Annotated in this window: 11 protein-coding genes; 2 read left to right on the forward strand and 9 right to left on the reverse strand. The window is 58.0% G+C overall.

The window, feature by feature from the left end:
• The first annotated feature begins 67 nt into the window (after positions 1 to 67).
• On the forward strand, positions 68 to 1456 hold the full coding sequence (gene thrC, locus ZBT109_RS02185; protein WP_027704635.1) for a threonine synthase: 1389 nt from the start codon (positions 68 to 70) through the stop codon (positions 1454 to 1456).
• A complete protein-coding gene (gene recJ, locus ZBT109_RS02190; RefSeq protein WP_084261729.1) occupies positions 1456 to 3273 on the forward strand; it encodes a single-stranded-DNA-specific exonuclease RecJ in 1818 nt (605 codons plus the stop codon). Before thrC ends, recJ begins: the two co-directional genes overlap by 1 nt.
• A gap of 384 nt (positions 3274 to 3657) precedes the next feature.
• Here recJ and ZBT109_RS02195 read toward each other — a convergent pair whose 3' ends face one another.
• The 9 genes from ZBT109_RS02195 to ZBT109_RS02230 form a co-directional block, all read right to left on the reverse strand.
• Positions 3658 to 4767, reverse strand: a complete 1110-nt coding sequence (locus tag ZBT109_RS02195) for a porin (protein ID WP_027704637.1) — start codon at positions 4765 to 4767, stop codon at positions 3658 to 3660.
• A 524-nt stretch (positions 4768 to 5291) separates the two neighbouring features.
• Positions 5292 to 6899, reverse strand: a complete 1608-nt coding sequence (locus ZBT109_RS02200; protein WP_027704638.1) for an ABC transporter ATP-binding protein — start codon at positions 6897 to 6899, stop codon at positions 5292 to 5294.
• Positions 6900 to 6925: 26 nt separating this feature from the next.
• A complete protein-coding gene (locus ZBT109_RS02205) occupies positions 6926 to 7813 on the reverse strand; it encodes an ABC transporter permease (RefSeq protein WP_027704639.1) in 888 nt (295 codons plus the stop codon).
• A 59-nt stretch (positions 7814 to 7872) separates the two neighbouring features.
• Positions 7873 to 8817, reverse strand: a complete 945-nt coding sequence (oppB, locus tag ZBT109_RS02210; RefSeq protein ID WP_027704640.1) for an oligopeptide ABC transporter permease OppB — start codon at positions 8815 to 8817, stop codon at positions 7873 to 7875.
• A gap of 195 nt (positions 8818 to 9012) precedes the next feature.
• On the reverse strand, positions 9013 to 10623 hold the full coding sequence (locus tag ZBT109_RS02215; protein ID WP_038277707.1) for a peptide ABC transporter substrate-binding protein: 1611 nt from the start codon (positions 10621 to 10623) through the stop codon (positions 9013 to 9015).
• A 215-nt stretch (positions 10624 to 10838) separates the two neighbouring features.
• Entirely contained in the window at positions 10839 to 12422 is a 1584-nt protein-coding gene (locus ZBT109_RS02220) for a peptide ABC transporter substrate-binding protein (RefSeq protein ID WP_051523681.1), read from the reverse strand.
• A gap of 377 nt (positions 12423 to 12799) precedes the next feature.
• Positions 12800 to 13738: a bifunctional helix-turn-helix transcriptional regulator/GNAT family N-acetyltransferase gene (locus ZBT109_RS02225; RefSeq protein ID WP_051523682.1), complete on the reverse strand. Its 939-nt coding sequence runs from the start codon at positions 13736 to 13738 to the stop codon at positions 12800 to 12802.
• A gap of 353 nt (positions 13739 to 14091) precedes the next feature.
• Entirely contained in the window at positions 14092 to 14247 is a 156-nt protein-coding gene (locus ZBT109_RS13700; RefSeq protein WP_156934026.1) for a hypothetical protein, read from the reverse strand.
• A gap of 39 nt (positions 14248 to 14286) precedes the next feature.
• On the reverse strand, positions 14287 to 15894 hold the full coding sequence (locus tag ZBT109_RS02230) for a peptide ABC transporter substrate-binding protein (RefSeq protein WP_038277737.1): 1608 nt from the start codon (positions 15892 to 15894) through the stop codon (positions 14287 to 14289).
• Between the last annotated feature and the right edge of the window lie 80 nt (positions 15895 to 15974).

Here is a 15974-nt window from a genome sequence, read left to right on the forward strand (position 1 = left end):
CATGGAGTGTCTTGGCCGATAGTGCCAGGCCTTCATGATCAACAGAACACACGGGACGATATTGGGCATGCGTTATATCAGCACGCGGGGTCAGGCCCCTGCATTGGGATTTGAAGATGTACTGCTGGCGGGTCTGGCAAGCGATGGTGGGCTGTATGTGCCCGAAACTCTGCCGAAGATCACGCCAGATGATCTGCGTGCCATGGCAGGCTGCTCCTACGTCGAGATCGCTTATCGCGTGATGCGTCCGTTCGTGGGCGATGCCATCGACGATGCCACTTTCCGTCGCCTGATCGAAGAAAGCTACGCCTCCTTTCATCACGATGCCGTTGTGCCGCTCAAGCAGCTGAACAGCAACCACTTTTTGTTAGAGCTGTTCCATGGCCCGACGCTGGCGTTCAAAGACGTGGCGTTGCAGCTGTTAGGCCGTCTGCTGGATCACTTCCTTAAGCAGCGTGACGAGAAAGGCGTCATCATGGGGGCGACTTCGGGTGACACCGGTTCGGCCGCTATTGAAGGCTGCCGTGCCTGCGAAAACCTGGATATTTTTATCCTGCATCCCAAAGGCCGCGTTTCCGAAATCCAGCGTCGCCAGATGACGACCGTTAAGGCCGATAACGTTCACAACATCGCTATTGAGGGCAACTTCGATGACGCGCAGGCGATCGTTAAAGGCAGCTTTGCCGACCAAGCTTTCCTGCACGGTACGCGCCTGATCGCGGTGAACTCGATCAACTGGGCGCGCATTATGGCGCAGACCGTCTACTACGTTGCGGCGGCCGTAGCGCTGGGCGCACCGGATCGCGAAGTCAGCTTCACCGTGCCGTCTGCTAACTTCGGTAACATCTTTGCTGGCTATATCGCGCGTGAAATGGGTGTGCCGATTCGTCAACTGGTCATCGCGACCAATGCGAACGACATCCTACACCGCACACTAGCGTCCAACGACTTCTCCCGTAAGGAGCTGTTGGCGACGCTGGCGCCGTCAATGGACATCGTGGTGTCATCGAACTTCGAACGCCTGTTGTTCTTCGCATATGGCTGTGATGGCGCTGCCGTTCGCGAGCTGCTGGAACGCTTCCAGAAAGCACCTGCGGCACTGGCCGATGCACCGCTGGCGCGCATGCGCGAGCTGTTCTCCAGCGCAACGGCGAGTGATGACACCATCCTGAACGTGATTCGCGAGATGTTCGATCGCACGGGCGAAGTCCTTGACCCGCATACGGCAACGGGTGTGTACGCGGCTGAAAAATGTAACCAGCACCCTGACGTGCCGATGGTCACGCTGGCGACTGCGCATCCGGCCAAGTTCTCCGACGCTATCGTCAAGGCTGGACTGGCCGAACCCGTACTGCCGCTGCACTTTGTCGAAATGCTGGCCGCAGACGAGTACTACGACGTACTGCCTGCTGAGCAGAGTGCGGTTCAGGCGTTCGTCGAGAGTCATCGTCACTGATGAGTCGTGCAACCTCTCTGGCGCAGGCGGTGCCTGCGCCGGTATCACGAGCGACCACCGAGGTCTGCCTTGTTAGGCGTGAACAGGATGGTGGTGTGCTGGCTGCTGCTCAGGCATTGGGCCTGTCGCCGCTGGCAGCGCGCGTGCTGGCAGGGCGCCTCAAGGGGTGTACGGATCTGGCGGAACTGGTTACGCCAACGCTGGGCAGTATCGTGCATCCTTGCCAGCTCAAGGATGGTGAGCGCGCCGCGGCCCGCATTGCGCAGGCAGTGACCGAGGGCGAGCAGATCGGCATCCTGACCGATTACGATGTCGATGGCATCACCTCTCATGTCGTAATCAAGCGCACGCTACATGAACTGTTGGGTGTCCCTGAAGCGCGTCTACACAGTCTGATTGGGCATCGCATCAACGATGGCTATGGCATCAGCGCGCCGTTGGTCGAGCATACGCTGGCGCTCAGGCCGCGCCCGACACTGGTCATCACGGCTGACTGCGGATCGTCTGACGAGCCGCGTATCGCCCGTTTGGCCGCTGAAGGCATCGACGTTGTGGTGACTGATCACCATGCACTGCCTGTCGAAGGGCCGCCTGCTTCTGCTTATGCGGTCGTCAATCCTTCGCGTGAAGACTGCGACTACCCCGATACGACGATTGCGGGCTGTATGGTCGCTTGGCTGATCATGATGCAGACCCGCGCTCAGTTGGTTGAATGGGGCGCGATTCCTGAATCGACGCCTCGGCTGTCTGGTTGGTTGTCCTATGTAGCGCTGGGCACAGTGGCGGACTGCGTTTCTCTTGGGCGCAGTGCAATCAATCGCGCGGTTGTCACGCGGGGGCTAGCGCTTATCAACCGCATGGATGCACCGTGCTGGCGCGTGATGGCCGAGCGCTTGGGGGCCGACAGTTTGCCGTTTGATGCGGGCACGCTGGGGTTCCAGATGGGGCCGCGCATTAACGCGCGCTCTCGACTAGACGATCCCTATGCGGCACTGCATTTCATGATGGCATCGGATGATGCCACGGCACGTCGCTACCTCGATATCCTCGACGCCGACAATCAATCGCGCAAGATGATTGAAGCTGAGATGGTGGAGCAGGCGGTCCAGAAGGCGAAGCCACTGCTGGAGCGCAATGCGCCTGCACTGGTGATTCATTTGCCTGAAGGGCATGCCGGTGTTCAGGGTATCGTTGCTTCACGTTTGGTTCAGCGCTATGGGCGACCTACGGTGATTCTGACCAATGCGCCTGCGCTCAATCAGCTCAGTGGTTCAGGACGATCCATCGAAGGCGTGCATCTGCGGCAGGCCTTGCAACAGGTACACGAGCGCGTTTTAGGAGCGCTGCTGCGCTTTGGTGGTCATGCCGGGGCGGCAGGCGTTACGCTGTTCAGAGAGCACGTTGAGGCGTTTCAGCACCAGCTTGAGCAGGCCGTGGCCGATCAGCTGGGCGATCGAGAGCTGGCACCTGTCGTACTGACGGATGGCGAGCTGCTGCCGGAAGAGGTGTCACTGGAAACCGTCGCGCTGCTGGAACAGCTAGCACCGTTTGGGCGCGAGTTCGAAGAGCCGTTGTTTGAGGGCGTGTTCGAGATCCATGACTGTCGTTTGGTGGGCAGTCAGCGCAACCACATGATGTTGATGCTCGGCGCTGGGCGTATGCAGTACCGTGCCATATGGTTCAAGGCGATTGCAGCGGGTCAGGAAAGTCCGTTTGGTCCTGGTGATCGCATTCGGTGTGCCTATCGTCTGGCGCGCAACAGCTATCGTGGCGTCGTATCGCTTCAGTTGATGGTGAGTCATGCTGAGGTGGCGTGAATTTCAGTAAGGCGCACTTGGTTGTACAGGATGGCCCTTGCCTTATCAGAGGCGGGGTCATTATCTTTTCCGCAGACCCGCAGACCCGCAGACCCGCAGACCCGCAGACCCGCAGACCCGCAGACCCGCAGACCCGCAGACCCGCAGACCCGCAGACCCGTTTATTCAAATCTGATGTTATTAATCGGGAATGAAACTTAAGCCCTGGACGGTGGCGTGAACTCTGTCCATACCGGGTGGTCAGATACAGTGAACCGATGATGTTCAGTTAGGGCGAATGCAAGACGTAGGATGGGGATACGAAAAGACCCAGCCGAAGCTGGGTCTGGTACCTCGGTAACGCACTGGCGGGGCAGTACGTTACGACATTCCCGAAGATCGCTATCAGTAGTTGTAGCGAACCAGCAGGGAAGTAGCGTCGAGGTTTTTACCTTCGGCGTCAAGATCACGACCGCTGGAATTCTTGTTGTCGTTGAAGACGTGTTCAAGAGCAACGATGAAGCGGTCATTAGCACCGAACCCTTTATGGGTTTTCAGTGCCGTACCTACGATGTAGGAGCTTGATCGTGCCGGGCTGTTGCGATCTTCAAGACGGTTCAGACCGCCGTACAGGGATACGTCACCGAAGGAAACAAGATCCTTGAAGGCATACTGAGTGAAGGTTTCATAACCACGAGCGCTGGTGTAGTTACCTGCCAGTTCGTTGTGGTATTGACCTGCCAGTACGCCAAGAGTCCAGTTGCCCGGCGTCCACGTAGCGCCTACGACGTACTGTTCAACGTTGAAGTTTTCATCGCTGGCGTCGTCCTTCATTGCGGCGTGGTTGTACGCAGTGCCGATGGTGACGTCAGGCGCAACCTGCCAGTTGACGGCAGCCTGATCGAAGTGGCGGCGAGTCAGGCGGCTGCCATCATCGTCATAGTCATGATCGTTGCCGCCGAACATCAAGCCAACGGTCACATCGCCAAAGGCGTTCTGATATTTCAGGCTGTTATCTGGGCGGTCAGCACCAACAAGGTGCTTCAGGCCAGTTTTGCCGTCGGCGGCTGCACCGAAGACCCAGTATTGGTCGGTAGCGTCGGTGACCATGCTGTAAACAGATGCCTGTTTACCGTAGGTCAGTGTACCGATGCCTTTGTAGGAAACCCCTGCGAATTGCAGACGTTTGTAGTAGTCGAGCTTGTTGCGGCGAGTGTCAGAGCCGTGGCGGAAGAACGGGTTGTAGCCCCATTCTGTCGTACCTAGAACGGCAAAGTCTTCGTTGAAGTGGTGGGTATATTTGATGGCAGTACGGGAACCTGCGTCATCATGATCATCATGGTTTTTGCCGCTTTTGTTCCAGTCGTACTCATAAGCGACACGGCCTTTGATGATGAGCTCGTCAGACTGCAGACCTGAGGTCTGGAAAGCAGTGAAAGCGTTGGCTTGAGCGGCACCTACCAGTGCAGCGGCACCGATTGCCAGCTTGAGGGCATGCTTCGCGGAAATCTGCATGTCGTTGATCCTTGATGATGTCAGCATAATGGTTCAGCAGACAGGGCGTGTCTGCCATGAATGTTCTTATTGGTTTTATTTATAGCGTCAGTCCATCACGTGATCTTGCAGGTACCATGCCAGCAAAGACCTCGTGGAGACGTCGGCTTATGAATCACTTCAATATCGGCGGGGAAGCAGATGATTTGATAGTGTTTCATTATGCATAAATGAAAGGCACCCATTTACGCACTGCATCTCGGGAAATTTCTTATGCCATAAACGTGCTGCAGATGCCAGCACGGCTACGACACACATGCGCTTATTTATACGGGAAAGTTCCCAGTAACGACAGCATGATAATGCAACCACTATGAAAAATATATGACAGCTGAGTTATAAGTATCAACGAAGTGCTTCTGATATTAATTGGGTGTGTTATTTATTTGCAGGCTATTTATTAGCTTATTCTTTTTTATTTTCTTATAAAAAAATGCCCCGGCATCCACCGTAATGAGTGGGTGCCGGGGCGTTTTATCGTCGGGTCAGGAGGCTTGGGGAGCATCCAGAAATGCGGCAGCCAGCAGTGTTTGCGTGTAGCGCTCCTTGGGGGCTTCGAACAGCTGGGCCGTTGGGCCTGATTCGACCACCTTACCTTTCTGCATCACCATGATGGTGTCGGAAAGGGCACGTACGACGCCGAGATCGTGACTGATGAAGATATAGCTCATCTCGTACTTCTGCTGTAGGTCGCGCAGTAGCTGGATGATGCGCGCCTGTACCGAGCGGTCAAGGGCCGACGTGGGTTCATCCAGCAGTAGGAAGCGAGGATTGAGCACGACCGCTCGCGCGATGGCGATACGTTGGCGCTGTCCCCCTGAGAATTCGTGGGGATAGCGGTTACGTACTTCTGGGTCGAGCGCGACCTCCTTGATGACCTCGCTGATGCGCCGTTCGCGCTCATCGTAGGACAAGTGAGGGAATTGGGTGCGCAGTCCTTCACCGATGATCTCGCCCACGGTCATGCGAGGTGACAGCGAGCCGTAAGGGTCCTGAAAGACGACTTGCATCTCGCTGCGGCGAGAGCGCAGACGCCGAGCAGGAATGGCGGCAATGTTGTGGCCGTCGAAGATGATCTGGCCTTCGCAGTCGATCAGACGCAGCAGGGCTCGTCCCAGCGTCGATTTACCTGAACCGGACTCGCCCACGATCCCAAGCGTTTGGCCCTTGCGCAGTGTCAGGTCAATGCCGTCGACCGCCTGAAAATGATCGGTGTGGAACAGGCCGCGCGGGATGGGGTAGGTCACGCTGATGTTGCGCGCTTCGAGCAGCACTGGGGCATCGTCAGGCACGGGGGCCTTGCTGCCACGCGGAATAGCATCGATCAGCTGGCGCGTATAGGGGTGCTCTGGGTGATCGAACACATCCTTCACGCGGCCTGATTCGACCAGCTCGCCTTGGCGCATGACACAGACGGTATCGGCAAAATGGCGTACCAGTGCCAAGTCATGGGTGATGAAGATCACCGCCATGTTGTGCTGCTGTTGCAGCGAACGCAGTAGCGCCAGAATCTGCGCCTGCACGGTCACGTCCAGCGCGGTTGTGGGCTCGTCAGCAATCAGCAAACGGGGGTTACAGGCCAGCGCCATAGCAATCATAACGCGCTGGCGTTGGCCGCCCGAAAGTTCGGTCGGGAAGCTGCGATAGCGGCGTTGGGGTTCGGGAATGCCGACCTGTTCCAGTAGAGAGATGACCCGCGCATGGCGACCCGCACTGCCGAGCGAGGTGTGCTGTTTAAGCACCTCTTCGATCTGGCGGCCGATGCGCTGGAGCGGATTAAGCGACGTCATCGGCTCCTGGAAAATCATCGAAATGTCTTGGCCGCGTACGCGACGCATGGCCCGTTCGCTCTGGGTCAGCAGGTTGCTGCCATCGAATGTGGCCTCACCGCTGAGGGTCGCGATATCGGGTAACAGCTGCATTAAACTGTTGGCTGTCACGGATTTGCCCGAGCCGGACTCGCCGACCAGTGCCAGCACTTCGCCCGCGCGCACAGAGAAGTTGACGTCTTTGACGGCGTGCATGTCGCCCGTGGGCAGACGGAAGTGAACGTTGAGGCCTTTTACATCAAGCAAAGGCGCTGTGTCTTGCATCGTCATAGAGCGTTCCTTTGGCTGCCTCAGCGAGTTTTTGGATCAAGAGCGTCACGCAGTCCATCGCCTAGGAAGTTCAGGCTGAACAGCGTCACTGCAAGGAAGATGGACGGTACGATCAGTGTCCACGGCATGGTTTCCATGACATCGCGGCCTTCCGAGATCGCGACCCCCCAGCTGGTGTTCGGTTCCTGCACCCCGAGACCGAGGAACGACAGGAAGCTTTCCATCAGGATGACGCGCGGAACGGTCAGCGTGATGTAGACGATGACCGACCCCAGCGTGTTTGGAATCATATGGCGGAAGATGATGCTGGTGTCGCTAGCGCCCAAAGCGTTCGCCGCTTCAACGAACTCGCGGTGCTTGAGCGACATCACCTGGCCGCGCACGATGCGCGCCATGTCGAGCCATTCGACGGCTCCGATGGCGGCAAAGATCAGCAGAATATTTCGGCCAAACGTGACCATCAGCAGGATGACGATGAACATGAACGGCAGCGAGAACAGAATATCGACGAAGCGCATCATCAGGGTATCAACACGACCGCCGACATAGCCTGCGATAGCACCGTAAGTCACCCCGATGATCAGGCTCACGAACGATGCGATAAAGGCGACGGCCAGCGAAATGCGCCCGCCATAGAGGGTGCGCGTCAGCACATCGCGGCCGACGGAGTCGGTACCGAGCCAGTGGTGGGCCGCGAAAGAGGGCGGACTGCCGCTGATGTTCTCGAAGTCGACGCTATCGAGGTCCCACGGCGAAAAGTAAGGGCCGAAGACGCAAATCACCATCATCAGGATGAGAAGCGTCAGGCCGAGCATGGCGGCCTTATTCTGGCGGAGGCGCCGCCAAGCTTCGCGGCTCAGGCTGCTGCCGGAAAGCGCAGCAGAGGAAGCTGGTTTGGAAGATGTCATGGCAAACTCACTGCAATCGGGCAAGAAGATAAAGACGTAGCGTATACATCACCTGAACCTCAACGGTTGTGGCGTACCTGAGGGTCGACGAAGGCGTACAGCAGGTCGACCAACAGGTTCATGATGATGATGATGGTGGCATACAGTACGACGGTCCCCATGACCAAGGTGTAGTCGCGGTTGGTGGCCCCTTGCACGAAGTAGGAGCCCACGCCCGGGATGGAGAAGATCTTCTCGACCACAACCGAACCGGTGATGATGCCGGTGATGGCCGGCCCGAGGTACGACAGGATGGGGAGCATAGCCGGACGCAGGGCGTGACGGCGAATGATCTGTACCGTCGAGAGCCCCTTGGCGCGAGCGGTACGGATGAACGGCTGGCCCAGCACCTCGATCATCGACGCCCTCATCATGCGGGCGATGTAGGCGATCTGTTGGATAGAAAGCGCGATGACGGGCAGTACCATGTACGGCAGATAGCTCATCATGCCTTGGCCGGCAGTAGGCCAGCCGCTGACGGGTAGCCAGCGCAGGATCAGACCGAAGAAGACCGCCATCAGCGGCGCAAGCACAAAGTTGGGAATGGCAATACCGCTCAGTGCGACCCCCATCACGGCATAGTCGACGATACCGTTGCGCCGCAGAGCGGCCAGAATGCCGAGTGGCAGACCGACCAGCAGGGCCAGCGCCATGGCCAGCAGACCGATCGTCATACTGACCGGCAGACCCTGTGCGAGCTGTTCGTTGACCGTGTGGTCCTTGTCACGGAAGGACGGTCCCAGATCACCGTGCGCTAGCGACGTCAGGTAGTTCCCGTACTGCACCAGCAAGGGCTTATCGAGCCCGTAGGAGCGCATCAGGTTGGCTTCTATTTCTGGGGGCAACTGGCGTTCACCGTCAAACGGGCCACCCGGGGCAAGCCGCATCATGAAGAATGACAAGGTGATGACGATGAGAAGCGTCGGAATCGCTTGCAGTAGCCGTTTGATGATGTACTTCAGCATAGTGGCAAGTCTCTTGGCGTATGTATCCAGCGTATGCACGTTGGCACGGCATTGCTACAAAAGGGACGAATGATGGCGGAATAATGGCTGCCATGCCAGTCCGAAACGCTCCGGCATGGCAGCTCCAACGTGTTTTCGCCGATGAACCGACAGATGAAATGCCAGCGGTTGCCTTATCTCATCGGCCTCGTACGATCACGGCTGAGTCGATTGATTCTGCAGCGATACGTAGCGTAGTGGGTGCACATCAAGCGGATTCGGCTCCCACCCCTTCAGCGTGGGCGACACCAGATAGGCCATTGCCATATCCATTACTGGAATTTCTACGACGTCGTTCATGGCAATCTGTTGAGCCGCCTGCCATTCACGCTGGGCTTCCTCAGGCGACATGGCTGTGATGGCGCTGTTCACGTGGCGGTCAAATTCTGGGTTGGTATAGCTGGAACGGTTGTCCGGGCTGCCACTGACAAACATGGCCAGCATTTCGACGGGGTTGTCGATGGACGGAATCGTACCGTGGCGAGCCAGCTGGAACTGGCCCAGCTTGACGCTGTTGTAATGATTGGCCACATCGCGTGTCTGCAAGGTCACGTTGACCCCAATCTGCTTCCACATCGCGGCCATGGCGACAGCAACGCGGCGGTGGTCGTCCAGCGAGTTGAAACTCATCTCGAGTGCGAGAGGGTGATCCTTATCGTAACCGGCTTCCTTCATCAGTTCGCGCGCTCGTTCAATGCGCTGGCTCATCGGCCACGACTGGAAGTCAGCATCCACCGCATAGGCACCCTTGCTCATCGTTCTGGGCAGGATAGAGGTTGTGGGCACATAGCCATTTCTCAGCACTTTATCAGTGATGACCTCACGCTGGACGGTCATGTTCATCGCTTCGCGGATGCGCTTGTCCGCCAAGGGCTGCCCTTGTTTCATATTGGGCAGGTAATAGTAATGCGACAGCGATGGAAAGACCTGTACGTCACTGGGCATGTCCTTGCGCAGCTCGGCCAAACGCGCCGACGGTATCTGGTTATAGGAGATATCCAGCGTGTGCGTACGGTAGCGGTTTACTGCCGAAAGCGGGTCTTCGATAGGGTAGAACACCACGTTGTCGATGCTGACCTTGTCTGCGTTATAGAACGAGGGGTTCTTCTTCAGCAGCACATCGACGTGTGGATTCCAGTGATCAAGCAGGTAAGGGCCGCTGACGACCGGCTGCCGCGCGCTCCAGCTGTGATTAGTGAGAGACTTGATGCTGTGCTTGGGTAAGGGCACAGAGGGCTGCGCCGCGAATTCCGCCAGAATATAGGAGTTGGGACGCGTCAGCGTGACTTCCAGCGTATGGGCATCCAGCGCGTTGACGCCAAGTGCTGAGGCCGGAAGTTTGCCCTGATTGATCTGCTCGGCGTTCAGGATCGGATAGTAGTAATAAGCGTTAGGGTTCGCCGTATCGGGCAGTAGCGTGCGCTGCAGACCGAACACCGCATCGTCGGCAGTGATGGGCTGCCCGTCGGACCACTTGGCGTCACGCAGATGGAAGGTGATCTTGCGGCCGTCTGCCGATGTTTCCCAAGAAGAGGCTAGGCCCGGGATGATATTGCCCTTGGCATCAAAGGTGAGCAGCGGTTCGTACATTTCTTGCAGGATATGGCTTTCCCACAGCCCTTGAGCCTGCTGCGGGTCGAGCGTGCCCGGCTCGCCGGCGTTGTCGATCCGCAGTGTGCTGGCCAGTGTCAGCGGCGAGCCGAATGCCATCAGTAGCGCCGACACCTTCAATGCGCGCACCAGTGCGCCAGAGGATGCTGTTTTCATTGTGCTCTCCCTAAAGGGTCTTCGTCAGAAGAAGAGTAGTGCAACGGCATGCGTTGTTATTGTTCGCCCATGCCATTGCATATCGTGTGCCGTTCAACGGGAAAACCTTCACGCTACCAGATAATGAGGGTAAGGCAATCTGTCTTATAGACCCTCTCGTTCAATGTTAAAGCCTCCTTACTCGATAGCAATCTAATTAACTGAAGGCGGTGACGTCACGGCGTGACTGACAGATAGCGCAGCGGGTGAACATCGACCGCGTTGGGTTGCCAGCCCTTTACTTTTGATGACACCAACAGTGACTGTGTTTGGTCCAGAATCGGGATCATCGCCATATCATCCAGCAACATGCGCTGGGCATCGTCGAAGGCTCGCTGTGCCGCTTCGGGCGTAAGGGCGTGCACGCCTTCCGCCACTTTTTGGTCATAGCGTGGATTCTGATAGCCCGCGTAGTTGTTGCTGGCATCCGATACATACATGCCGAGTTCTTCGGCAGGCGTCATCATTGCACCTAGAAAGCCATAACGGGCCAGTTGGAACTGCGCGTGGTGAATGGCGCTGTAGTGGGCCGAGCTATCGCGGGTGACGAAATGAGGCGCGATGCCGATCGGTTTCCACATCGCAGCCAGTGCAACGGCAATGCGGCGGTGGTCATCGACTGAATTGATGGACAGCTCGACGTCCAGCGGGTGTTCGGGGCTGTAGCCCGCTTCTTTCATCAGCGCTTTGGCACGTTCGAGGCGTTGCGCGTAAGGCCATGACTGGAAATCGAAGTGAGGTGCTTGATGCGGCTGGGTAACGACGGAGGGTACGGCCGCGTAGGACGGGCGCTGACTGCTCTGAATAACCTTGTCGGTGATCAGCTCGCGCTGTACGGCAAGATTCATCGCTTCACGCACGCGATGGTCCGCCAACGGCTGGCCTTCTCTCATATTGGGCAGATACACGTAATGCACCAGCACCGGATAGGTCTTGAGTGCATCAGCAAGATGCTCACGTGCCCAGTTGTACTGTGCCGAAGGAATTTGACTGTAGGAGACGTCCAGTGCTCCGCTGCGGTAGCGGGTCAGTGCCGTGGCGGTGTTTTCGATCGGATAGAACGCGGCGCTATCGATCTTCACGCTGTCCGCGGCGTAATAAGCAGGGTTCTTCTTAACGACCACTTCGACCTGCGGTGTCCAATGGTCGAGCTGATACGGGCCGCTGACCACCAACGGTTGTTGACGCACCCAATGGGTGTTATCGAGCGTTTTGATGGCGTGCTTAGGCAGCGGTGCCAGCGCGATATCAGCCATGACGGATGTCATGTAGGACAGCGGGGCATCCAGTGTAATTTCGATGGTATGCGCGTCGAGTGCTCGTACGCCCAGTGTATCGGGTGCTTTCTTGCCGGTGTTAACGTCGCGGGCGTTCGCGATCGGGTAGTACAGATAGGCGTTCTGTGAATGCGTGGACGGCAGCAGCGCGCGCTGAAGGGCGAAGACGGCATCGTCGGCGGTGATGGGCTGACCATCCGACCACTTCGCATCGCGCAGGTGGAAGGTCCATGTTCGGCCGTCCGCTGACGTTTCCCATGACTGGGCCAGCCCTGGAATCAGCTTGCCTTCGGCATCGTAGGTGATCAGCGGCTCGTACAGTTCACGGTCAATGCGGAACTCGCGCAGCCCAGTCGCCATCTGGGGATCAAGGGTTTCCGGTTCGCCGGTATTGTCGATGCGCAGCGGTGCCGCAATGGCGAGCGGCGACAGCAGGCAGGACAGCAGCAGGGTAGCGGCACGATGGGTCAGCGTTCTTTGCACGGCGGATGTCCTAATGTCATGGCCTACTGCCAGACGGATATGAGGCAGTAACCTGTTTGAATATCGGGGAGATTAACAGTTAGCGTAGCGTATCGTGCCCACGGGTAGGACATAACAATGCGCAGTAAAACGGTAACAAGAAAGGAAGCGTTTATTTCCTGTCTACGAGGCTGAGCAGCTAAATGCGCTCGCAGAGATTGGAAGGGGCACGGTATGGGCGGTATGCCCACGGTGTGGGAGCTTTTCGGGGGATAGTCAGGTGCTGTATCGAGTGTCGGAGTGGGGCGCACGGTAAGTGCGGTTCAGCGTTGTGTGAGAAAACGGCAGCGTGAACGAAAAACGCCGCAGGGAGGAGACCCTGCGGCGTATGAGGCGCGTTACTCCAGCACTTTCAGCATGCATATGTCGCAGCTGCCGTGCCCGGTATGGCCCAAGCGAGCACAGTATTCGAATCCGAACGTACGATAGAGGCCGACGGCCGACGAGAGTTCGTTCAGCGTTTCCAGATAGCAGTAACGGTAGCCGAAGGCGCGTGCCTCGCGCAGTGCGTGTGCGATGAGACGTCGGCCTATTCCCATCCCGGAGAACTGACTGTCCAGATAGAGCTTCTGCATTTCGCAGTGCTGGTCGTCGGCCCCTGCCAGTGGCGCAATACCGACGCCGCCAATCACGCGGCCACCCTGCGTGGCGACCCAGTACCTCGCCCTTGGCAAGCTATAGGCATGACTGAGGTGACCAAGGGCCGGATCGTGCAGGCTGACGCCTTCGAGGTGGGCAATGCCGTTTTCCTCGAAACTGCGCACGATGACACGCTGAATAGCAGGATCATCCTTTGGCTGGATTGGACGCAGCGCTATGCGAGCGTCTTCCTGACGCCGAGCACTGCGCAGGGCCGCGGTCAGTGTCTTGGCGGTGCTGACCATTGCCCGCTGCTCGGATTCTGAGGAGAGCGCCAGCGCATTGAGGATATGCTGGTCGGCATGCAGGTGAACGTCTTGCAGCACGTGCTGCCCTTTTTCCGTCAGTAGGAATACTGAGGCACGCCGATCCCTGTCGTCTTCCTGTCTGGCCAGCAGCCCATTATCGGTCAGGCTGCGCAGCGTGCGGCTGATGCTGGATTTTTCGGCGCACAGCAGTCGGGCCAGTTCGGTCACGCCGAGCGGCCGTTGGCCCAGTTCGATCAGGATATGGCTCTGAAGCGGCGAGAGGCCGGTGTTATGAAGGGTACGGTTCAGCATACCCAGTTCGCGCACCATCTCGCGCAGCAGGGTCCGGAAGCCGCGCACTTCATCGCAGGGTAACGTAACGGTCGACATGGCTCGTGCCTCGTTATTTAGTTAACAGTGTTAACCATATCGACAGAAGGGAGCTGAATGCAACCTTTCAGTGCGCTTGAGTCGCTCATGGCATGCGCAGCACATGCTGTGCGCCAGCATCAATGCCACCCATAAGGTTGATAACGCGCAGTATTATCCGTGTGATAGGGGGAGATTGTGCGGCGGGGCAGCTAAGCACATGCGAAAAGAGGCCGCGTGTGACTCGTACAAGTGGCAGTAGATCTGCTCGATAGGCACATTTGACTGCTGGGCTGAAGGCGCGTGGCGTATCCGAATAAGGTGCACGGGAGAGAGGAAGACCGAGGACTAAGCATGAGGGAATATCTTCGTGTTCAGCTGGCGATTTCTGTTGGATCGGTGGGCTGTTCTTCTGGCTCTGCGAAGCGGTCGCGTAGGGTGGTACGCGCACGTGCCGGTCTGAGCGGGTGATGTGGCTGTGTCTGGGGCGTGCGGGTCAATGTCTTCTCGCAAAAAAAGCGTTCAGCCATAACGCCGAACGCCTTTTTCAATGATGAATGCCGAGTGGCTCAGTGCTGAGCGGCATCCTGTGCTGACGGTTTCATCCAGCGAGACAGGTGCACGTCGAGGGCGTTGTCCTGCCAGCCGCTGACGGCGGGCGATACGAGGTTGAGGCTGCGTTGGGTCATCAATGGCAGCACCGCGTAGTCTTTCATGGCGACCTGTTCAGCCTGTTCAAGCAGCTGGCGGCGGATCGTCGGGTCCACAGCATCCACCGCTTCTTTGATCAGCGAGTCGTAGGCGCTGTTGTGGTAGTGGCTGTAGTTATTGGTGCTCCACGACGTCAGCGTGTCCAAGAAGGTCATCGCATCGTCATAGTCTGCATCCCACTTAGCGCGCGCCACATCGAAATCACCCTGATGTATCGCAGCGTGGTGAATGGGCGGCTCTGCTTTCTCCAACTGGCTCTTGACGCCAATGCGCTGCCACATGGCCGCCAGCGCCAGAGCGCTCTTGCGGTTGTCCTCGCTGTTGTCGTAGCGCAGCTTGATAATCAGCGGACGGCTCTGGTCGTAGCCAGCGTCCTTCAGTAGCTGACGCGCGCGCTCACTGCGAGCCGTCGCATCGGGCACTTGCTGAGGGGTATAGCCTGTCATCGACGCCGGGACGAGCGAATAGGAGGGCACGAAGCCACCTGCCAGCACCTGATCGGCGATGGTGGTGCGGTTAACGGCGAGGCTGAGTGCTTCGCGCACACGCGGATCGCTGGTGGGGTGACCGTTGACGGTGTTAAAGGCGTAGAAGTAGCTGCCCAGCATTGGTGAGGCGTGCAGTGCCTGTGGTTCTATCTGCTGAAGCCACTGCAGTCGCTCGGCCGGTACCGTGCGGGCGATGTCGAGGGCATGGGCTCGGAAGCGCATGATCGCTGACTGACGGCTGTCGGTGATGTAGTAGGTGACGCTGTCGTAGTTGACATCATGTGTCGCATGGAAAGCGGCGTTGCGCTGTACGCGCAGATAAGACTGCGGTGCCCATTCCGTTGGCGTGTAAGCCCCATTGGTGACCAGATGGCCGATGCTCTTCCACTGCGGATCCTTGGCAATCAGGTGAGTGGGCAGTGGGGCTGCGGTGCCGTGTGCCAAGATGCGCAGGATGTAGGGCGTAGGGTGTTCCAGTTCGATCACCAGCGTGCGGCCACTGTTGCGTGAGGTGACGCCGAGGGCCGTCAAGGGCAGCTTGCCGCTGTTCACTTCCTGCGCATGGCGGATGGGGTAGAACATGTTGGCGTAGCTGGCAGCGACGGTCGGGTCGAGCTGGTGGCGGAACGCTTGCACGAAGTCGTCTGCGGTAACGAGCGCGCCGTCCGACCAGCGCGCATCGTCACGCAGGGTGAAGGTCCACGTTCGGCCATCTGCCGAGACCTGCCAGTGTGCGGCGGCGCCGGGAATCAGCTCCCCGGATGCTGACGTCGAGACCAGACCTTCATAGATGTCCTGCAAGACGTCGTTTTCCCAGCTGGCGCCGTTGATGGCCGCTGGATCGAGAGAGGCCATGTCGCCGACGATGCCCACCGACAGTGAGTCAGCGTGGCCGAGCGATGCACTTAAAGCAGCCGCCAATGCTGCGCCTGAGAGCAGGCTGTGACGAGTACGGGGAAGAAGTGATAAGGATGACATCAGTGTTCCAGATTCCGTAGCGTTCGACAGAAGACTGAAGCCCATCATGAGCACGGTTCACGGAGGCCATGAATCGTGCT

This window comes from Zymobacter palmae (assembly GCF_003610015.1).
In the GTDB taxonomy this organism is placed as follows: domain Bacteria; phylum Pseudomonadota; class Gammaproteobacteria; order Pseudomonadales; family Halomonadaceae; genus Zymobacter; species Zymobacter palmae.